This is a genomic window from Bradyrhizobium sp. U531, from assembly GCF_051710265.1.
Taxonomy (GTDB): Bacteria; Pseudomonadota; Alphaproteobacteria; order Rhizobiales; family Xanthobacteraceae; genus Bradyrhizobium.
The window spans coordinates 504,229-522,926 of record NZ_JASVEN010000002.1; the positions used below are offsets into that span (position 1 = coordinate 504,229).

Genomic DNA, 18,698 nt, shown 5'->3' on the forward strand with positions numbered 1-18,698 from the left:
TTGTACATATACAATTCGAAGTGCTATTTGACAATTATCGCGTCGTCGGTATCTTGCCGGTCCATGAGCAAGCTGACCGAGTTCACGAGCTACGCCGCCGCGCAGACGATCTTCTCTCCGGAGAAGCTCTGGGAGTTGTTCGACGGCGATCGCGCGCAGTTGAACATTGCGCATGAATGCATCGACCGGCATGCCGGTCGCTCCAATCCGGCCGTGATCGTGGTTCGCGCGGACGGACCGGACGAAGTGCTCACCTTCGCCGAGCTTTCCGAAGCGTCATCGCGCTTCGCGCATTATCTGGTGAGCCGCGGCATCAAGGCCGGCGATCGCGTCGCGATCATGCTCGAGCCGTCGCGCGCATTCTACGTCACGGTGTTCGGTGCCATGAAGGCCGGCGCCATCGCCGTTCCACTGTTCACGCTGTTCGGGCCCGACGGCGTCAAGCTGCGTGTCGACGATTGCAAGCCGCGGCTGATCGTGACCAACGTCGAGAAGGCGCCGGCGCTGGCCGGCATCGGCCCGGAAGTCGTCGTCGCCGATGACGCATTCCTGGACGGCTTGCAGCGCTTCGCGCCGCAGTTCACCGCCGACACGGCGGCCGAAGCGATGGCGCTGTATCAATATACATCGGGCACGACGCGTGAATTGCCTGAAGCCGTCAAGCACACCCATCGCTCGATCGTCACGCTGATGGTCGCCGCGCTGTACGGCACCGGCCTGCGTCCGGGCGATCGCTTCATCTGTCCGTCGTCGCCGGCCTGGGGGCATGGGCTCTGGCACGGCACGCTTGCGCCGCTCGCGCTCGGCATCACTGTCGGCGCCTATGCCGGCAAGTTCAATCCGGAACGGCTGCTGGCCGCACTGGAGCAGCATCGGTTCACCAACATCTCGGCCGCCGCGACGCATTATCGCATGATGCGCAATTCCGGCGCCGCGCCGCGCTACCGCTACGCGCTCGAGAAGATGTCGTTCACAGGCGAGCCCATCGACAGCGAGACGGCAACCTTCATCAGCGACACCTTCGGCCATCAGGTGTGCAGCATGTACGGCACCACCGAGATCGGCGTGATCCTGGTGAGCTATCCCGGTGCGCGCGATTTCGTCGTCAAGCCGGGATCCCTGGGCAAGCCGATCCCCGGCGGGCGCGTCGAAGTGCAGGACGCCGAAGGCAAGCCCTGCGCGACCAACGTCACCGGCGAGCTGAAGGTCTGGCGCCGCGGCGAGTGGATCGCGACCAAGGACCTCGGCCGCATCGACGAGGACGGCTATTTCTATCACGGCGGCCGCGCCGACGACGTCATCATCTCCGCCGGCTGGACCATGAGCGCGGTCGAGATCGAGGATGCGATCCTGAAGCATCCGCAAGTGCGCGAGGCCGCGGCCATCGGCGTTCCCGATGCCCTGCGTGGACAGGTGGTGAAGGCGTTCGTGGTCACGGAGCGGCCGGGCGACACCTCCTTCGAGCACGAGATCCAGGACGTCGTGCGCCAGCGCCTCAGCCATCACGAATATCCGCGTCTGGTCAGCTTCGTCACGGAGCTCCCCAAGACGCCGGCCGGCAAGGTCAACCGCAAGGTGCTGCGAGACCGCGAACAGGCCGCCAGACAATCAGAAGCAGCGAATTAGAGGAAAGGAACGTCAATGCTGGACAAGATCGAAACCAGGTTTCCGAAGATCACCGAAGAGGGCCTCGATGATCTGCGCAAGCGCATCGGCGTCGCCATCGGCGTGACCGCCGAGCCCTGGTGCTACGAGGCGACGCGCGACAACATCCGCCACTACGCGCACGGCATCGGCGACGACAATCCGCTCTGGTGCGATCCCGACTATGCCGCCAAGACCAATCATGGCGGCATCATTGCGCTGCCGAGCTTCCTGTTCTCGACCAGCCGCATCGTGTCGGGCTATGTCGGCGGCATGCCCGGCGTTCATGCGATGTGGTCGGGCGCGGACTGGACCTGGCACAAGGCCGTCCGCCGCAACGACGTGATTTCGACCGAAGCCAAGCTGAAGGACCTGGTCGAGCACCAGACGCGCTTTGCCGGACGGGCCATCCAGCAGACCTATCACGTCGATTTCTTCAACCAGCAGGGCGATCTCGTCGCCGAGGCGGACAGCTGGTGCTTCCGCACCGAGCGCGACCATGCGCGCGACCAGGGCACCAAATATCGCGAGGTCAAGGCCCGCGCGCCGCGCCGCTACAGCCAGGAGGAACTGGCCGCCGCCTACAAGCTCTACGCCGAGGAGCGCATTCAGGGCTCGCGCCCGCGCTATTGGCAGGACGTCACCGAAGGCGAGGCGCTGCCGACGATGCTGAAGGGCCCGATGACGGTCACCGGCTTCATCGCCTATGCGCAGGGCTGGGGCGGTCTCTACATCCGCGCCAACAAGCTCGCCTGGAAGCTGCAGGACGCCCATCGCGGTCTCGGCATTCCGAACCGCTTCGGCATCCCCGACTGTCCCGAGCGCGTGCATTGGGAAGAAGAGTTTGCGCTCGAGGTCGGCGCGCCCGGCGCCTATGATTACGGTCCGGAGCGTTGCTCCTGGCTCACCCATCACCTCACCAATTGGATGGGCGATGACGGCTTCCTGCGCCGCGCCAGCTGCAAGATCCGCCGGCACAATCCCGAGGGCGACATCCTGTTCATCAAAGGCAAGGTGAAGCGCAAATTCATCGAGAACGGGCGTCACCTGGTCGAGATCGAGCAGGAAGCTCACAACCAGGACAACGAAGTCTCGGTGCTCGGAACCGGCATCGTGCAACTGCCAAGCCGCGGCTGACGGCAACCAACAGGGCGAATGAGCATGCCCGCACCTGACCTCACGCGCGGAGCGGTGACCGGCCTCAAGGTCGTCGATCTCTCGCGCGTGCTGGCGGGGCCGCTCTGCACGCAGATGCTGGCCGATCATGGCGCCGACATCGTCAAGATCGAGCCGCCGTCAGGCGACGAGACCCGCGGGCTCGGGCCTCCCTTCGACGCCGCGGGACAGGCGGCGTATTTCGGCGCCGTCAATCGCGGCAAGCGCGGCATGGCGCTCGATCTGTCGCGGGCCGAGGGGCGCGCGGTTCTCGAAGCCCTGCTTGGAGATGCCGACGTGCTGGTGGAAAACTTTCTGCCCGGCACGATGGAACGCTGGGGGCTCGGCTACGAGGCCCATCTGTCCGAGCGATTTCCGCGCCTGATCTATTGCGCCATCTCCGGCTTCGGCGCCGACGGGCCGCTCGGCGGACTGCCGGGCTACGATGCCGTCCTGCAGGCCATGTGCGGACTGATGAGCATCAACGGCTCGCAGGATTCCGGCGCGACGCGCGTCGGCGTTCCCATCGTCGATTATGTCACCGGCTACAACGCGCTCGTTGGTGTCCTCCTCGCACTTGCGGCGCGCGAACGAAGCGGGCGCGGGCAGCGCGTTGAAGCGACTCTGTTCGACACTGCGCTCGGCCTTCTGGTCCCGCACGCCGCGAACTGGATCTGCTCGGGCAACGTGCCCGGCCGTCTCGGCAGTGCCCATCCCAACATCGCCCCCTATGACAAATTTGCGGCGGCCGACGGCGAGATCTTTCTCGGCATCCTCAATGACGGCCAGTTCCGCCGCTTCTGCCAGAAGGTGAGACGCGGCGATCTGCTCGACGACCCACGTTTCCGCACCAATGCCGATCGGCTCCGTCACGTGGCGGCGCTTCGCACGGAGCTGGAGCGTACGTTGGCCGGATTCAAGTCCGATGATCTCTGCCGCGAGCTGATGCAGGCCGGCGTTCCCGCCGGCGCCGTCAACACCGTGCCGCAGGCATTCGCGCAGGCCCATGTCACCCATCGCGATATGCTGGTGGACCGCGAAGGCCATCGCGCCCCCGGCATTCCCGTGAAGCTGGCAGAGACGCCCGGCGGCGTGGGGCGACGGCCGCCCCGCTTCGGCGAGCATAGCCGCGAAGTTCTGGCGGAGGTCGGTCTTGACGACGCGATGATCGACCGTCTGATCGAAGCGGGCATCGTCACGCTGCAACGGAAGGACACTGCACGACGATAAGACGACGGCCAACAACAAGAAGACCATCAAAACAATCATAAAGGGAGGAAACGAGCATGCTGAAATCCGCGAAATGGGCCGTGGGATGGCTGGCCCTGCTATGGAGCTGCGCAAGCCTGGCGCAGACCTATCCGACGAGGCCCGTCAGGATCATCGTTCCCTATCAGGCTGGGCAAGGCACCGACGTCGTCGCACGCTACCTCGCCGACCATCTGTCGCGAACGCTCGGGCAACGCTTCTATGTCGAGAACAAGCCCGGAGCCGGCGGCAATATCGGCGCCGAGCAGGCGGCGCATTCGGAGCCCGACGGCTACACGCTGCTGATGGGCACCAACGCCACCCAGACCATGAATGAGTTCATGTACCCCGCGATGGGTTTCGTGCCGGACAAGGATTTTGCGCCGATCATCCTGGTCGGCAAGCTGCCGCTGGTGATCACAGCCAGCCCGTCCTTTGCCGGCAACAGCGTGGCTGACCTGATCAGTGCCGCGAAAGCAAAGCCCGACAGGATCGACATCGCCCTGCCCAGCACGACGGCGCGCGTCATCTTCGAGTTTCTCAAGGAGGTGACGGGCGCGCCGATGTTCGGCGTTCCCTACAAAGGATCCGCGACGGCGATGACCGACGTGCTCGGCGGGCAGGTGCCGCTGATCATCGATACGGTCACGGCGGTGCGCACCCAGATCGACGACGGCAAGCTCAAGGCGCTCGGCATCACCGTGCTGAAGCCGAGCGAGCTGCTGCCGGGTGTGAAACCCGTCGCCGAGCAGGGCGTGCCGGATTTCGAGATGGCCGGATGGAACGCGTTCTACGCCCCGCGCGATACGCCCCGCGCCATCATCGAGCTTCTGAACGGCGAGTTCGCCAAGGCGCTGGCCCTGCCCGAGACCAGGAAGCGGCTGCACGAGCTCGGGCTTGATGCGGCCGGCGGAACGCCGGCGGACCTTGCCCGTTTCGAAACGCGGGAAAGGCTGAAATGGGGCCCGGTGATCAAGGCGACGGGCCTTCAGGGCGGCTGATGGAGTTAGGCCTTGTGGGGGCTAGGCCTTGCGCTCGCGCACCGAGCCCTCCTGTGCGACCGAGGCCACCAGTGTGCCGTCGGGCTTGAAGATGAGGCCGCGCGACAGGCCGCGGCCGCCGCGCGCGTTCGGCGAATCCTGGGCGTAGAGCAGCCATTCGTCGGCGCGGAACGGGCGGTGAAACCACATCGCGTGATCGAGGCTCGCGGGCATCATGCGCTTGTCGAACAGCGTGCGGCCATAGCGCGCCATGATGGCGTCGAGCAGCGAGAAGTCCGAGGCGTAGGCGAGCGCGCACAAATGCAGCGCGGGATCGTCAGGAAGCTTTGCCGCCGTGCGGATCCAGATATGGATGCGGCCGTCGTCGACCTTCTGGCCGAAATAGCGGCCGATCTCGACGGGACGCAATTCGATCGGCCGGTCCATCTCGTAATAGCGGCGGATGAACTCCGGCATCTCCTTGAACAGCGGCTGCTTTGAAACCTCCTCCGCGGTCAGCTTCTCCGGCGGCGGTACGTCAGGCATCTTGTCCTGGTGATCGAACGCGCTCTCTTCCTCGGCATGGAACGACACCATGATCGAGAAGATCGCGTTGCCGTGCTGGATCGCGGTGACGCGGCGGGTCGAATAGCTCTTGCCGTCGCGCAGGCGCTCGACCTGGTAGATGATCGGGACCTTGGGGTCACCCGGCAGGATGAAATAGCAATGCAGCGAATGCGGCAGGCGCCCTTCGACGCCTTCGACGGTGCGGCAGGCTGCGACCATCGCCTGCCCGATCACCTGGCCGCCGAACACCCGCTGCCAGTCCGTGTTCGGGCTGGTGCCGCGGAACAGGTTCACCTCGAGCTGTTCGAGGTCGAGGATCGAAATGAGGTCGAACAGGCTTTTGGACATCGTGCGAACTTTCTTGCCGTCCCACCGGGCCGGATGCTCCGGAATGGCACATTTGGGCCGCTCCGCCCTTGTTTCACCGCACTGTTTCGCCCAGCTCAAGTCTGCTAGCAAGACCGAGAATTGGCCGGGAATTTGGGTATGTCGGTACAGGGTAGCATTGTCATTGGCGGCGGCGCGTTTGCCGGCCTCGCACTGGCCTTGGCGTTACGCCAGGGGCTCGGGCCCGAGATCCCCGTCATCGTCGCCGATCCCGCGCTCAGCACGCGGCCGAGCCGCGACCCCCGCGCCACCGCGATCGTGGCCGCCTGCCGCCGGCTGTTCGAAGCGATCGGCGCCTGGGACGACGTCAGGGCCGAGGCGCAGCCGATCCTCGACATGGTCGTCACCGACTCCAAGCTGGAAGACGCCACCCGTCCGGTGTTCCTCAATTTCGCCGGCGACGTCGCGCCGGGCGAGCCGTTTGCGCATATGGTCGAGAACCGCCGCCTGATCGATGCGCTGACGGCGCGGGCCGAGGCGGAAGGCATCGATCTGCGCGCCACCACCGTTGCCTCCTATGACGCGCGCCCCGAAGGCATCGATGTGACGCTCGGCGACGGCAGCGTGGTCGCCGCCAGTCTCCTGGTCGCCGCGGACGGCGCGCGGTCGAAACTGCGCGAGCGCGCCGGCATCGCGACCCATGGCTGGGAGTATGACCAGTCCGGCATCGTCGTCACCGTCGGTCACGAGCGCGATCACGAAGGCCGCGCCGAGGAGCACTTCCTGCCGGCAGGCCCCTTCGCGATCCTGCCGCTCTCGGGCAAGCGCTCGTCGCTGGTGTGGACCGAGCGCCGGACTGAGGCCGCGCGCATCATTGCGCTCAGCGATGAGGAATTCCACGCCGAGCTCGAGCAGCGCTTTGGCCTGCATCTCGGCGAGGTGAAGGCGCTCGACAAGCCGCGCGCCTTTCCGCTGTCCTATTTCGTCGCGCGCTCCTTCATCGCCACCCGCCTCGCGCTGGTCGGCGATTCCGCCCATGTCATTCATCCCATCGCGGGCCAGGGCCTCAACATGGGTCTGAAGGATGTCGCTGCGCTGGCCGAGGTCGTCGTCGATGCCGCGCGGCTCGGCATGGACATCGGCGGGGCCGACGTGCTCGAGCGCTACCAGCGCTGGCGTCGCTTCGACACCATGGCGATGGGCGTTGCCACCAACTCGCTGAACTTCCTGTTCTCGAACCAGTCGACGCTGCTGCGCACCGTCCGCGACATCGGCCTCGGCCTCGTCGACCGCGCCCCGCCGCTGAAGAATCTCTTCATCCGCCAGGCCGCCGGATTGACGGGCGAGGTGCCGCGGCTGTTGAAGGGCGAGGCGCTGTAAGCGGCGCGTTTAGTGAGCGCTCGTGCCTCACACTCCGCCGTCGTCCCGGACAAGCGAAGCGCAGATCCGGGACCCATACGCCGCAGCAGGAATTTGGCGAAGACTCGGAGTGATCAGTTAGCCACATAACCACTCCCTGTGGTTATGGGTCCCTGCGTTCGCAGGGACGACGCCGACCTCAATCGATCTTTCGTGCCTCTTCCGGCAGCATGATCGGAATCCCGTCGCGGATCGGATAAGCGAGCTTGGCGCTGCGCGAGATCAGCTCCTGCTTCGCGGAGTCGAACTCCAGCGGCCCCTTCGTCAGCGGGCAGACGAGAATCTCCAGCAATTTGGGATCGACGCTGGCTTCGGGACGTTCGGTGGGCGCGTTCATTGGGGTCTCCGGCAATCGATTGCCTCTAGCACAAAAACCGCGGTCTAGGCGGAAACCATCCGCATAATTTCGTCGAGCGGGCCTTCGAGCCTGGCAGCCGGGACCGGTGCTCCCGACAGGGCGAAGCCGAGAAACGTCCAATAGAGGATCTGGGCGCGGGCCTGCGCCGTCGCCGGAGCGAGGCCGCGCTTTGCCAGCAACTGCTCGATATAGTCGATGCGGCGGCGGTCGATTGCGCGCACCGCTCCTTGCGCCGCCGCGTCGAACGCGGCCCAGTTGCGCACCGCGCGCTCGAGGTCGAGCCGCGCGCCGAACGATCTGCGCAGCAGCGCCTTCAGCGGCTCGTCGTCGGCGGCCTCGACGTCGGCGATGATCTGCTCCGCCGCGATCTCGCGCCAGCGCTTCAGGACGGCGGCGTGGAACGCCGCGAGATCGGCGAAATGCCAATAAAAGCTGCCGCGTGAGACGCCCATGGCCCTTGCCAGCGGGTCTGCCTTCAGCGCCGTGAAGCCGCTCTTGCCGAGCGCCTTCAGCCCTTCCTTGATCCAGTCGTCCGCGGAAAGCTGTTCGGTCATATCGGCTCCAAATCCAACCATACATTAGTGTATTGACAGGCCGCGCGCCAACACCTATGTCACCATACATATATGTATGGTGACAATGATGCGTGATCTCTTGCTCCAGTGCGCCGGCGTGCTGACCATCGTCGTGGCGCTCATTCACGGCTACCTTGGCGAAGCCAAGGTGTTCGCCCGCGCCCGCATCGAGCCGGAACGGCTTCGCACCCTGATCCGCCTGGTTTGGCAGGCCTCGACCATTGCCTGGATCGGCGGCGGCGTGCTCCTGATCGCGGTGCCCTGGATGGGATCGGAGCCGGCCCGTCATTGGATCGTCGCCACCATGGCCTGCGTGTTCGGCTTCTCTGCGCTCGCCAACGCCTGGGCCACGCGCGGCCGGCACTTCGGCTGGATGGCGCTCAGCGCCGTCGTCGCGATGGCGGTGGCCGGCTATTAGCAACACCTACCGTCCGTGAGACGTAAGGCCGCAGCATTCGTCGCACGGAGAGCACACGGCTTTTGGCTGCCGTTAGAACTTATCTAAATGCGCCAAGCCCGTACCGGATTGACTTCATCATCCCCTTTGCTTCCTTCGGTCTCGCTTCGCGGCTCGCGTAGCTCGCACGACAGAGGAGGAGATGTTCGTGAAGGTCATTCGTGTTGTTGCCATTGCACTGACGGTCGGGATCGGCATGGGGTCGGCGGCCATGGCCGACGGTTTCAAGGACTGCACCAAGCTCGACAAGGCGTCGTGGAAGCCGGCCAGCGAAGCCGAAGCCAAGGCGAAGGCGCTGGGTTACGAGGTGCGGCGCTCCAAGATCGAAGGTTCGTGCTACGAGGTCTACGGCGTCAAGGAAGGCAAGCTCTACGAGCTGTTCTACAGCCCCGAAGATCTCAGCCTGAAGCACACGATCGCCAAGTAAGTTGCGAAGCAAGGCGTGACATAGACGGCGCGACGCGATCTGCGCGAAGCAGGGCTTTGAGGATTGTCTTTGCTTGACTGAAGACGCAATGCCAGAAGCGCGCGGGGTGTCCGACAGGACCCCCGCGGATCGAACGGCTTCGCGGACGGTCGCAGTCTGGGACCTCCCGCTGCGCCTCTGGCACTGGCTTCTCGCGGCGTGCGTTCTGGCGGCGTGGTTCACGCCGACGGTCTATGACCGCCTTCATCGCATCGTCGGCTATGCGGTGCTCGGGCTTCTCGCCTTTCGCCTCGTCTGGGGCTTCTGGGGAAGCCGCTATTCGCGCTTCCGCATGATGAGGATCAGGCTCCGGGCGGCGCCGGGCTATCTCTGGAATCTGCGCCGCGGCATCACCGGCCGCTATATCGGGCTCAACCCCGCCGGCACGCTGATGCTGGTGGCGCTGCTGGCCTCGCTCATCGTCTCGGCGATCACGGGGGCGATGTCGGTCACCGTCACCTTCTTCGGCGTCTGGTGGGTCGAAGACACCCACCACTACTCGTCGGACGCCGTCATCGTCCTGGTCGTGCTGCATGTGCTGGGCGTGGTGACGATGGCGCTTCTCCAGCGCGAGAACCTGATCCGCGCGATGATCACCGGCCGCAAGCGCATCCGCGGTCATTCCTAGAGGTTATGGACGGCTCTCTGTCGTCGTCATGGCCGGGCTTGACCCGGCCATCCACGTTTTGTTGTCGCCAAAGAACGTGGATGCCCGGGACAAGCCCGGGCATGACGGAAGTTGTGCCGCTATGTCGGCTACTGCAGCGGCGGATCGCCGCTGGTGCGCTTCTTGGCGAGGTCCATCTCGGTGACCGCGATCAGGATCTCGGCGCGGGTCTTCAGGTCGAGCGCTTCCAGCATCGCCTGCTTCTCTGCGGGGCCGTAAGGCGACATCATCGCCAGCGCGTTGACCAGCGCCTCGTTCGGCGCGCTCTCGACGCCTTCCCAGTCGACCTTGAGATTGTTGGCCTTGAGGAAGTCCGCCAGCACCGACAGCAGCGCCTCGCGGTCGACCTCGTCCTCGCCCATGCGCGCGGTGAAGTCATCGGCGAAGGCGAAGAAATCCACCTTGCATTGCCGGTAGGCGGTCAGCACCTCGAGCTCCTCGAGCACCCTGAAGCGCGAGACGCCGGTGAGCTCGAGGATGTAGCGGCCGTCGCCGGATTCGGCGAGCTGGGTGATGCGGCCGACGCAGCCGACACGGAACAGCGTCGGCTTGTCGGAATCCTTCGCGGAGTGCGTGACGTCGGGCTGGATCATGCCGATCAGGCGATGGCCGTCGCGAAAGCTGTCGTCGACCATCGACAGATAGCGCGGCTCGAAGATGTTGAGCGGCATCTGGCCGCGCGGCAGCAGCAGCGCGCCCGGCAGCGGAAACACCGGAATGATTTCCGGAAGGTCGGCGGGCCCGCGATATTCGATGTTGATCGGCATCTGGTCCCCGCTGACTCAGCCAGCTTGCGTCTTACGAAAACAGGATCGTCGACAAGCGCTTGCGTCCCTCGACCGTTGCATCATCCGTGCCGCCCCAGGCCTCGAAGAACTGCACGAGCTGCTTGCGGGCGCCGTCGTCGTTCCATTTGCGGTCGCGCTTGACGATCTCGAGCAGCTGCGCGGTGGCCGCAGCGCGGTCGCCTTGCGCGTTGAGCGCGGTCGCCAGGTCGAATCGGGCCTGATGATCGAGCGGGTTTGCGGCGACTTTCTGTTCCAGTTCCGCGACCGGCCCGAGCGACTGCGCCTGCTCGGCGAGATCGATCGCAGTCTGCACGGCCTTCACCGCGGGGTCGTTGCGCTTGGATTCCGGCACCATGGCCAGCGTCTGCTTGGCCTGCTCCATCGCGCCGGAGACGGCGTAGCACTTCGCAAGGCCGGCGAGCGCGGCGATGTTGGTCGAATCATGCTGCAGCGCCTCGGCATAGATCTGCGCGGCCGCAGCGGCGTCGCCCTCGGCGAGCACGGCGTCGGCTTCCTGCACGATCTCGGCGACGTTGACCTCGCCCGGAGCGGTGACGCCCTTGGTCAGCTTTTCGATGAAGGCGTTGAGCTGGCTCTCGGGCACCGCGCCCATGAAGCCGTCGGCCGGCTGGCCGTTGACGAAGGCGATCACCGCCGGGATCGACTGGATGCCCATCTGGCCGGGGATGGCCGGATGCTGGTCGATGTTCATCTTGACCAGCTTGACCTTGCCCTTGGCGGCCCTGACGGCCTTTTCCAAGACGGGGGTGAGCTGCTTGCAGGGTCCGCACCACTCCGCCCAGAAATCGATCAGCACCGGCTGGCGCTTCGATTCCTCGATGACGTCCTTCATGAAGGTCTGGGTGGTGGTGTCCTTGATCAGATCGGCCGCAGCCGGGCCAGCCGCTCCGTTACCCTGGTCGATGATCGTCACGGCGTCCCCTCGTCTGATATCTGGATTGGCGGGTCTTTAGCACGTCGCCGCTCCCTATGCTTCGCTGTCGGCTCCTAAATTGGGCCGAATGGGCCGAATTTCAATCCACGGAGGCCGATTCGGCGGTTCCGGGCCCTTTTCGGCCGATTTGGCCGCCTTTGGCTCCATATCGGGTCAGAAGATGCGCATCTATGCCACCGGTAGCTGTTGCATTCCCTTCCCGCTTTTGGCATACGACAGCCGTTGCCGGCGCGTCACGCGACCGACACAGGATGCGGGTGTAGCTCAGTGGTAGAGCACGACCTTGCCAAGGTCGGGGTCGAGGGTTCGAGCCCCTTCGCCCGCTCCAATTTTCTCCCAAGCATCCAGCCAGACCGGACGGAAACGTGGTTCGCCACGCCGCTGGCGGCTGGTTCGGGCCTGTCATGACAATTCTGGTCACGGGTAGCGCGGGTCACCTCGGCGAGGCCATCCTGCGGACGCTCCGCGGGCGCGGTTCCATTGCGCGCGGCGTCGACCTGAAGCCATCGCCCTTCACCGACGCCGTCGGCTCGATCGTCGATGCCGACTTCGTACGGCGCCAGATGGCCGGCGTGACGGCCGTGATCCACACCGCGACGCTGCACAAGCCGCATGTGGCGACCCATTCCAGGCAGGACTTCGTCGACACCAACGTGTCAGGCACGCTCAATCTGCTCGAGGCGGCGGTCGCTTCCGGCGTCAGGAGCTTCGTCTTCACCAGCACGACCAGCGCGTTCGGCTCGCAGCTCCGCCCCGAAGCGGTTCAGGCCGCGGTCTGGGTCACCGAGGACCTGCCGCCGGTCCCGAAGAACATCTACGGCACGACAAAGCTGATGGCGGAGACGCTGTGCGAGTTGTTCTTCCGCGAGCGCGGCCTGCCGGTTCTGGTGTTGCGGACCTCACGCTTCTTTCCGGAAGACGACGATGATCCCGCGATGCGGTCGGCCTATCCGCTCGAGAACGCGCAGGCGAACGAGCTGCTCTATCGCCGGCTGGATATAGCGGATGCCGTGAGCGCCCATCTGCTCGCCGCCAGCCGTGCGCCGGACATCGGCTTTGCCCGTTACATCGTCTCGGCCACCAGCCCGTTCGAGCCGCGCCATCTCGCCGCGCTGGCGCGCGATGCGGCCGCGGTCGTGCGTGAGCTCTATCCGGAGTGCGCGCAGCTTTATGCGGCGCGCGGTTGGCAGCTGTTCGCGGAGATCGACCGCGTCTATGTCAACGAGCGCGCGCGGCGTGAGCTCGGCTGGCGGCCTGAATTCGACTTCGCGCATGTGCTGAAAGCCTTGCGCGATGGCTGCGATTTTCGCAGTGCGCTGGCGTGCGAGATCGGCGCGAAGGGCTATCATGACACGGTGTTCGAAGACGGACCCTACCCGGTCGCCAGTTGAGCGCCGCGATTGGTGTTTTGCCCGACGAGTCAAGTGCCTGTCGGGTCAACCCCGAGCAGCGTAACCCGCGTCCCTTCTACTGTGCATGGGGTTGTTTTCGCATTTTTTGTTTGACGCCCTTTGGCCCGCTTGATTCCGCGTTGCAGCGAGAACGTCGTCGTCGCCGCGTTTGCCTTCGCCGACAATCCGCCTCAATTTTTATTGAGCGTAACCGCAGCACACGCGATGCCTTCTCAGCGCTCCCAGATGTGCTAGCTTTTTAAATCTGCCTCTCGGCAGATCCCAAACTTCGCCTCTCGACTAGCAAAACAAAATAAATCGCAGCCCTGACGGCTGCCTTAGGGGAGTGACGCGATGACATCGATGTTCCATCGGTCCGTGTTGGCGCTTGCAGCCGTGGCCCTTCTTGCGGGGACCAGCGTTGGCAATGCGCAGGACAAAAGCAAACCGCTGAAGAAATACGAATCCGGCACCAAGGAGTTCTGGACCCATCCGCCGGATGACTGGTTCCTCGGCGATGAGACCGAGGCGCAGAAGGGCCTCGCGCCGCCCTCGGGTCCGGCGACCGGCGCCTCCGACGCCGAGCTCGCCAACATCATCAAGAAGGTCAAGTTGCCGCCGGGCTTCAAGATGGAGGTCTATGCCTCCGGCGTGCTGGCCGCGCGGCAGATGGCCTGGGGTGACAAAGGCACGCTGTTCGTCGGCTCGTTCGGCCTCGGCAACGTCTACGCCATCAAGGACAATGGCGGGAAGAAAGAGGTCAAGACCATCCTCAAGGGGCTGAACATGCCCACAGGTCTCGCCTTCAGGGACGGCGCGCTCTACGTCATCGCCGTCGACAAGCTGATCCGCTACGACAACGCCGAGGCCAACCTCGACAAGCTCGGCGACGGCAAGGTCGTGTATGACGACATGCCGTCCTACGCCGCGCATGGCTGGAAGTACATCGCGGTCGACAAGGAAGGCTGGTTCTACATTCCGTTCGGACCGCCCTTCAACATCGGCGTCCCCCCGACCAGCGTCTCGCAGATCCGCCGCGTCGATCCCAAGACCGGCAACGCGGAGATCTATGCGCTCGGCGTTCGCAACTCGGTCGGCGGCGACGTCGATCCGCGCACCGGCAAGTACTGGTTCACCGAGAATGCCCGCGACTGGATCAGCGATGATCTGCCCAGCGACAAGCTGAACATGATCAACAAGATCGGCGAGCACTTCGGTTATCCCTACTGCCACCAGGGCAATCTGCCTGACGACAAGTTCGCGATGGGCCACAAATGCTCCGAGTTCACGCCGCCCGTGCTGAACCTCGGTGCTCACGTCGCTCCGCTCGGCATGAAGTTCTATACCGGCGACCAGTTTCCCGCCGAGTACAAGAACAACATCCTGATCGCCGAGCACGGCTCCTGGAATCGTCACAAGTACCAGGGCGGCCGCATCATGCGCGTGATCGTCGGGCCTGACGGCAAGAACGCCAAGCAGGAGGTGTTTGCCTCCGGCTGGATCGAGGGCGACCAGGGCTATCTCGGCCGCCCCGACGACATCATCCTCGCCAAGGATGGTTCGATCCTCGTCGCCGACGACTGGGCCGGCGCGATCTATCGCATCAGCTACAGCAAGAAGTAGCGCGTACGCGACACGAGGCTGCGGTGGCCTGAAGCTGCCGCAGCCTCTTTCGTTTCAACGGCTGTCGTTCCGGATTGCGCGCCAGCGCAAGTCCGGAACCCATAACCCCGATTCGTGGTTATGGATTCCGGGCTCGTGCTCCGCACGCCCCGGAATGACGAGCCAGACAGATCGGAATCCTCATCATGGGCCGTCGTTTTTCTTGGTACGTAAGCGGCGCGCTATTGCTCGCATTGCCAGCCTTCGTCCCGGCACAGGCCGCCGATAATGCCGCAATCAAGGAGAAGGCTTCGGTCTGCTCCGGTTGCCACGGCGAGAACGGCATTTCCCAAACCGAGAACATTCCCTCGCTGGCCGGGCAGCCCGATCAGTTCATCCAGTGGCAGCTCGTGTTCTTCCGCGCCGGCTCGCGCAAGAACGACCAGATGAAGCCGATTGCCGAAGAGATCACCAACGAGGACATCCGCAGTTTCGGCGCCTATTTCTCGCAAATGACCCCGCCGAAGGGACCGGACGATACGGATCCGGACCTTTCGAAAAAGGGCGCGCAAGTTGCCGCCGGCCGCCGCTGCGCCTCATGCCACACGGACAGTTTCGCCGGCACCAAGGGCGTCGCGCGGCTCGCGGGGCAGCGTGAGGAATATCTGGTCAAGGCGCTGCACGATTACAAAGCGGGCCAGCGCGTCGGCGGCGGCGTCGCCGCGATGGCCGATGTCGCCTATCACATGAGCGACGAGGAGATCACGGCGGTCTCGCACTATCTGGCGTATCTCAAATAGCGCGGGGTCGAGCGGTCAACACAGCTCGTCGTCCCGGGGCGCGCAAAGCGCGAACCCGGGACCCATAGCCACAGGATCGCGTTTGGCGACGACTCGTGGTGACCAGCTCGCGCCATAACCACTGCCTGTGGTCGCGACGAGCGCAAGCGCTCGCGCGGGGGTCCCGGATCTGCGCTTCGCTTGTCCGGGACGCCAGCGGAGTGTGTAGCTGCTGCCTACCCTGCTCGCTGCTTCTCATACGCCTTCAAATGCGTGTAGGCGATGCGCAGCTTCGGTACAGGCACCTTGGCGGCATCGGCGCGCGCGATGAGGTCGCCGATGACATGATCGGCCTCGACCGGCAGGCCGGCCTTGACGTCGCGGAACATCGAGGCCGTCATCGGCGATCCCTCGGTGGTGAGGTTGCCCTTCACGCGCTCGAAGAACGGGCCGCCCGGCGGATAGCCGGACGCTGCCGCAATCGCGCTGGTCTCGTCCAGCATGCCGAGCAGGAAATCCCGGCCGCCGGGCGCCGCCAGGATGTTGCCGACGGAGGTGCGCATCAGGCTGGTGGACGCGGCGAGCGAGGAGAGGAACACCCACTTCTCCCACATGTCCTGCATGATGTTCTGGCTGGCGGCAGCGCCCGTGATGCCGCTCTTGAAGGCTTCGTCGATCGCCTTGACGCGGTCTGACAGCGTTCCGTCGCGCTCGCCGTAATTGATCGCCTGCATCGGCTGCAGCTGCACCACCTCGCGCTTTTCGTTCAAGGTTGCGGCGATGGCGCAGAGGCCTCCGAGCACGCGCTCCTTGCCGAACCTGGCGTCGAGGATGTCGAGATGGCGCATGCCGTTGAGCATGGGGATGATGGCGGTGTTCGGTCCGACCGCCGCGGCAAACGATTTGATGGCGTCGTCGAGGTCGAACGCCTTGCAGCTCAGCAGCACGACATCGAACTTGTCCTTGAGCGCATCGGCCTGCACGGTCGGCGGATTCTTCAGGGTCACATCGCCATTCGGGCTCTTGATCACGAGCCCGGCCTCCGCCAGTTCGCCGGCGCGGCGCGACCGGACCAGGAAGGTGACGTCGCGGCCGGCCTGCAACAGCCTGCCACCAAAATAGCCGCCGATGGCGCCGGCGCCGACCACGAGAATGCGCATGGGATGCTCCCTTGTTGCTCTTGGCGGCTACTTATAGTCGGCATTGCGCGCGAAGCGAAGCAATCCGGAATGTCGCCACGATCACATTCTGTCGCCGGAGAACGAGCGGCTATGTCGCGAGCACCATCTCCTCGACCTCGCGGAGCTGCTCCTTGCCGAAGAACATCTCGTTCCCGACGAAGAAGGTCGGCGAGCCGAACGCACCGCGGACGACGGCGTTCTCGGTATTCTTGATCAGCATCGCCTTTACCTCGGGCTCCTGGCTGCGGGCGAACAGCTTCTGCGCATCGAGGCCGGAGGACGTCAGCGCCTTCGCCGCAACTTCAGGATCGTCCATCTTCTTCGGCTCGCGCCACATGTGGTGGAAGGCGGCCTCGACATATTTCTCGAACACGCCGTCCATTTGCGCCGCAATGGCCATGCGCATCAGATTGAGCGTGTTGACGGGAAAGTGCGGATTCCAGGCATAGGGCTGGACCTTGAAGCGCTTGAGGAAGCGCTCGGTTTCCACCTGCTGGAATTCGCGCTTGTTCTTGACGCCGGCGAGCGTCTCGGCCGGTGATTTGTTGTTGGTCGATTTGAAGATGCCGCCGAGCAGGATCGGAACGTATTCGAACTTGACGCCGATGCGCTGCTCGATCGCGGGAATCGCGAGATGGCTGAGATAGGCGTTCGGGCTGCCGAAATCGAACAGGAACTGCGGGGCGGTGCGGGTCAAACTCGTTCTCCCTTGAGGACGCTTTTCACCCATTGTGGCGCAGCGTGCCCCGCAGGTCCACCGTTTAATGATGATCGTAATACTTTGAGGGTCACACCAGACGCTGGATCGCCCGCTTGCGCCACACCAGCAGGTAATAGCCCATCTGCAAAACAAACATGGCGCAGAAGACGATGGGATAGGCGGCCCACACGCCCTGAAGGCCGATGGTGTGGCTCAGGATCACAGCGGCCGGCAGCTCGATCGCGAGAATCGCGAAGATCGCGAGCAGCATCGGCGTCAACGCCACGCCGGCTGCGCGCATCGCCCCCGAGAACACCGTGGCAAGGCCGAACGGCACGGAGCTCCAGAGGGCGATGTCGAGCAGGCCTTTCGCCAGATCGAGCACGGCGCTGTCGGTGATGAAGATGCCGAGCACGGCGCGCGGGACGAGATAGATCAGCGCGACGAGCCCGCCGGTCAGCACGAGGTTGAAGGTGAGTCCAATCCGCACGATGCCGTCGAGCCGGGTTCGGTCACCGCCGCCGACAGCCTGCGCGCCGAGGATCGAGACCGCGATCGAAATCGACATTGCCGTGAACTGCGTGTAGCCCATCACCTGGTTGACGGCGCCATAGGCGGCGGTGGCCTCCGATCCGAAGCCGTTGACGAGACCGAGCAGCACCAGCTCCGCGATCGCCATCACGACCATACCGATGGCGCTTGGCAGGCCGATGCCGAGGATCTTGCCGAGCATGGCGCCGTTCGGCCGCAGCTGGCGCAACAGCGCCGCGTCCGGTGCGAGCGCGTGCTTCTTTCGCCGCAGATGGAGCGCGAGCGCGATCAGGGTGAGCGTGTTCGAGATCGCCGCCGCCCATGCCGGACTGGTGATGCCGGCCGCCGGCAGCCCGAACGATCCGCGGATCAAGACCGGTGTCAGGATGAGGCCAATCGCCGTCGACAACGCCAGCGCCAGCAACGGCGTGAGCGCGTCGCCGACGCCGCGGATCATCGCGGTCATCAGCAGGAAGACGAAGCCGAGCGGCATGGTGAGCAGCATGATCCGCGCATAGGCGCTGGCGGGGGCGAGGATATCGGCCGGTGTGGCGAGCGCCATCATCAATTGCCGACTGAAGAGGCCGCCGATCAGCGCAACCGAGATGGACAGCACGAGGCCGATCGCAAGCGTCGTGCCGACGACGGTCTTGATCTTGTCGAATTCGCGCGCGCCGAAAGCCTGACCGATCAAGACGGTCGCGCCGGTGCTGAGGCCCATCACGAAGGCGAACAGGAAGAACATCACGGGGAAGAACACCGAGACGGCCGCCAGCGCATCGACGCCGATCATCTGGCCGAGATAGACGTTGCTGACGGTGCCGAACAGCGATTGCAGCGCATTGCTCAGCATCAAGGGCGCGAGGAAGCGCAGGAATGTGGTCCAGAGCGGCTTGGCGGCGGACATG

19 protein-coding genes and 1 tRNA gene are annotated in these 18,698 nt (G+C 64.7%); 12 read left to right on the plus strand and 8 right to left on the minus strand.

The annotated features are described in order from the left end of the window. Positions 1-63: 63 nt before the first annotated feature. From QRQ56_RS14265 to QRQ56_RS14280, 4 genes are read left to right on the plus strand one after another with little or no spacing between them, the layout of a single operon-like run. Entirely contained in the window at positions 64-1,626 is a 1,563-nt protein-coding gene (locus QRQ56_RS14265; protein ID WP_438740849.1) for an acyl-CoA synthetase, read from the plus strand. 15 nt (positions 1,627-1,641) lie between these two features. Continuing rightward, positions 1,642-2,781 (plus strand): FAS1-like dehydratase domain-containing protein, encoded by a 1,140-nt coding sequence (locus QRQ56_RS14270; protein WP_438740851.1) that lies wholly within the window; start codon positions 1,642-1,644, stop codon positions 2,779-2,781. A gap of 24 nt (positions 2,782-2,805) precedes the next feature. Further along, entirely contained in the window at positions 2,806-4,029 is a 1,224-nt protein-coding gene (locus QRQ56_RS14275; protein WP_438740853.1) for a CaiB/BaiF CoA transferase family protein, read from the plus strand. A 56-nt stretch (positions 4,030-4,085) separates the two neighbouring features. Further along, entirely contained in the window at positions 4,086-5,048 is a 963-nt protein-coding gene (locus QRQ56_RS14280; RefSeq protein ID WP_438740854.1) for a Bug family tripartite tricarboxylate transporter substrate binding protein, read from the plus strand. Between the two features lie 21 nt (positions 5,049-5,069). Here QRQ56_RS14280 and tesB read toward each other — a convergent pair whose 3' ends face one another. Further along, positions 5,070-5,942 carry an acyl-CoA thioesterase II gene (gene tesB / locus QRQ56_RS14285; protein WP_438740855.1) on the minus strand — a complete coding sequence of 291 codons (873 nt, stop codon included), beginning with the start codon at positions 5,940-5,942 and terminating at the stop codon, positions 5,070-5,072. A gap of 138 nt (positions 5,943-6,080) precedes the next feature. Here tesB and QRQ56_RS14290 point away from each other — a divergent pair, with 138 nt between their 5' ends. Beyond that, on the plus strand, positions 6,081-7,301 hold the full coding sequence (locus tag QRQ56_RS14290; RefSeq protein WP_438740857.1) for a ubiquinone biosynthesis hydroxylase: 1,221 nt from the start codon (positions 6,081-6,083) through the stop codon (positions 7,299-7,301). Between the two features lie 178 nt (positions 7,302-7,479). On the opposite strand, the gene QRQ56_RS14295 is transcribed toward QRQ56_RS14290, so the two are convergent. Both QRQ56_RS14295 and QRQ56_RS14300 read right to left on the minus strand, forming a co-directional pair. After that, positions 7,480-7,677, minus strand: a complete 198-nt coding sequence (locus QRQ56_RS14295) for a Trm112 family protein (protein ID WP_007598651.1) — start codon at positions 7,675-7,677, stop codon at positions 7,480-7,482. 44 nt (positions 7,678-7,721) lie between these two features. After that, the gene (locus QRQ56_RS14300; RefSeq protein ID WP_438740859.1) at positions 7,722-8,252 is read right to left on the minus strand and encodes a TetR/AcrR family transcriptional regulator; all 531 of its coding nucleotides are present in this window, start codon (positions 8,250-8,252) and stop codon (positions 7,722-7,724) included. 88 nt (positions 8,253-8,340) lie between these two features. Here QRQ56_RS14300 and QRQ56_RS14305 point away from each other — a divergent pair, with 88 nt between their 5' ends. The 3 genes from QRQ56_RS14305 to QRQ56_RS14315 all read left to right on the plus strand — a co-directional run bounded on the left by QRQ56_RS14305 (position 8,341) and on the right by QRQ56_RS14315 (position 9,824). After that, entirely contained in the window at positions 8,341-8,691 is a 351-nt protein-coding gene (locus QRQ56_RS14305; protein ID WP_438740860.1) for a hypothetical protein, read from the plus strand. Positions 8,692-8,878: 187 nt separating this feature from the next. After that, entirely contained in the window at positions 8,879-9,157 is a 279-nt protein-coding gene (locus tag QRQ56_RS14310) for a PepSY domain-containing protein (RefSeq protein WP_063198686.1), read from the plus strand. Positions 9,158-9,245: 88 nt separating this feature from the next. Beyond that, positions 9,246-9,824 (plus strand): cytochrome b/b6 domain-containing protein, encoded by a 579-nt coding sequence (locus QRQ56_RS14315; RefSeq protein WP_438740862.1) that lies wholly within the window; start codon positions 9,246-9,248, stop codon positions 9,822-9,824. Positions 9,825-9,952: 128 nt separating this feature from the next. Here QRQ56_RS14315 and QRQ56_RS14320 read toward each other — a convergent pair whose 3' ends face one another. Both QRQ56_RS14320 and trxA read right to left on the minus strand, forming a co-directional pair. Continuing rightward, positions 9,953-10,630: an LON peptidase substrate-binding domain-containing protein gene (locus tag QRQ56_RS14320; RefSeq protein ID WP_438740863.1), complete on the minus strand. Its 678-nt coding sequence runs from the start codon at positions 10,628-10,630 to the stop codon at positions 9,953-9,955. A 31-nt stretch (positions 10,631-10,661) separates the two neighbouring features. Next, the gene (gene trxA, locus QRQ56_RS14325; protein WP_438740865.1) at positions 10,662-11,585 is read right to left on the minus strand and encodes a thioredoxin; all 924 of its coding nucleotides are present in this window, start codon (positions 11,583-11,585) and stop codon (positions 10,662-10,664) included. Between the two features lie 274 nt (positions 11,586-11,859). Between trxA and QRQ56_RS14330 the strand changes: the two genes are divergently transcribed. From QRQ56_RS14330 to QRQ56_RS14345, 4 genes are all read left to right on the plus strand, one after another. Beyond that, a tRNA-Gly gene (locus QRQ56_RS14330) sits at positions 11,860-11,934 on the plus strand. Between the two features lie 76 nt (positions 11,935-12,010). After that, positions 12,011-12,997 (plus strand): NAD-dependent epimerase/dehydratase family protein, encoded by a 987-nt coding sequence (locus QRQ56_RS14335; protein ID WP_438740867.1) that lies wholly within the window; start codon positions 12,011-12,013, stop codon positions 12,995-12,997. 354 nt (positions 12,998-13,351) lie between these two features. Then, the gene (locus QRQ56_RS14340; protein ID WP_438740868.1) at positions 13,352-14,620 is read left to right on the plus strand and encodes a PQQ-dependent sugar dehydrogenase; all 1,269 of its coding nucleotides are present in this window, start codon (positions 13,352-13,354) and stop codon (positions 14,618-14,620) included. Between the two features lie 185 nt (positions 14,621-14,805). Then, on the plus strand, positions 14,806-15,399 hold the full coding sequence (locus QRQ56_RS14345; RefSeq protein ID WP_438740870.1) for a c-type cytochrome: 594 nt from the start codon (positions 14,806-14,808) through the stop codon (positions 15,397-15,399). Positions 15,400-15,614: 215 nt separating this feature from the next. Here the strand turns inward: QRQ56_RS14345 and panE are convergent, their stop codons facing one another. The 3 genes from panE to QRQ56_RS14360 form a co-directional block, all read right to left on the minus strand. Then, positions 15,615-16,538 carry a 2-dehydropantoate 2-reductase gene (gene panE / locus QRQ56_RS14350; RefSeq protein WP_438740871.1) on the minus strand — a complete coding sequence of 308 codons (924 nt, stop codon included), beginning with the start codon at positions 16,536-16,538 and terminating at the stop codon, positions 15,615-15,617. A 109-nt stretch (positions 16,539-16,647) separates the two neighbouring features. Next, complete coding sequence (locus QRQ56_RS14355) at positions 16,648-17,256, minus strand: 2-hydroxychromene-2-carboxylate isomerase (RefSeq protein WP_438740873.1); 609 nt, start codon at positions 17,254-17,256, stop codon at positions 16,648-16,650. Between the two features lie 91 nt (positions 17,257-17,347). Continuing rightward, positions 17,348-18,697 (minus strand): MATE family efflux transporter, encoded by a 1,350-nt coding sequence (locus QRQ56_RS14360; protein WP_438740875.1) that lies wholly within the window; start codon positions 18,695-18,697, stop codon positions 17,348-17,350. Position 18,698: the final 1 nt, after the last annotated feature.

What these genes read in the sequence shown, in the direction of transcription:
- QRQ56_RS14345 (WP_438740870.1), top strand. Translation starts at nt 14,806, where the DNA reads ATGGGCCGTCGTTTTTCTTGGTACGTAAGCGGCGCGCTATTGCTCGCA.
- QRQ56_RS14315 (WP_438740862.1), top strand. Translation starts at nt 9,246, where the DNA reads ATGCCAGAAGCGCGCGGGGTGTCCGACAGGACCCCCGCGGATCGAACG.
- QRQ56_RS14360 (WP_438740875.1), bottom strand. Translation starts at nt 18,697, where the DNA reads ATGTCCGCCGCCAAGCCGCTCTGGACCACATTCCTGCGCTTCCTCGCG.
- panE (WP_438740871.1), bottom strand. Translation starts at nt 16,538, where the DNA reads ATGCGCATTCTCGTGGTCGGCGCCGGCGCCATCGGCGGCTATTTTGGT.
- QRQ56_RS14270 (WP_438740851.1), top strand. Translation starts at nt 1,642, where the DNA reads ATGCTGGACAAGATCGAAACCAGGTTTCCGAAGATCACCGAAGAGGGC.
- tesB (WP_438740855.1), bottom strand. Translation starts at nt 5,942, where the DNA reads ATGTCCAAAAGCCTGTTCGACCTCATTTCGATCCTCGACCTCGAACAG.
- QRQ56_RS14290 (WP_438740857.1), top strand. Translation starts at nt 6,081, where the DNA reads ATGTCGGTACAGGGTAGCATTGTCATTGGCGGCGGCGCGTTTGCCGGC.
- QRQ56_RS14280 (WP_438740854.1), top strand. Translation starts at nt 4,086, where the DNA reads ATGCTGAAATCCGCGAAATGGGCCGTGGGATGGCTGGCCCTGCTATGG.
- QRQ56_RS14305 (WP_438740860.1), top strand. Translation starts at nt 8,341, where the DNA reads ATGCGTGATCTCTTGCTCCAGTGCGCCGGCGTGCTGACCATCGTCGTG.
- QRQ56_RS14320 (WP_438740863.1), bottom strand. Translation starts at nt 10,630, where the DNA reads ATGCCGATCAACATCGAATATCGCGGGCCCGCCGACCTTCCGGAAATC.
- QRQ56_RS14335 (WP_438740867.1), top strand. Translation starts at nt 12,011, where the DNA reads ATGACAATTCTGGTCACGGGTAGCGCGGGTCACCTCGGCGAGGCCATC.
- QRQ56_RS14275 (WP_438740853.1), top strand. Translation starts at nt 2,806, where the DNA reads ATGCCCGCACCTGACCTCACGCGCGGAGCGGTGACCGGCCTCAAGGTC.
- QRQ56_RS14295 (WP_007598651.1), bottom strand. Translation starts at nt 7,677, where the DNA reads ATGAACGCGCCCACCGAACGTCCCGAAGCCAGCGTCGATCCCAAATTG.
- QRQ56_RS14300 (WP_438740859.1), bottom strand. Translation starts at nt 8,252, where the DNA reads ATGACCGAACAGCTTTCCGCGGACGACTGGATCAAGGAAGGGCTGAAG.
- QRQ56_RS14340 (WP_438740868.1), top strand. Translation starts at nt 13,352, where the DNA reads ATGACATCGATGTTCCATCGGTCCGTGTTGGCGCTTGCAGCCGTGGCC.
- QRQ56_RS14265 (WP_438740849.1), top strand. Translation starts at nt 64, where the DNA reads ATGAGCAAGCTGACCGAGTTCACGAGCTACGCCGCCGCGCAGACGATC.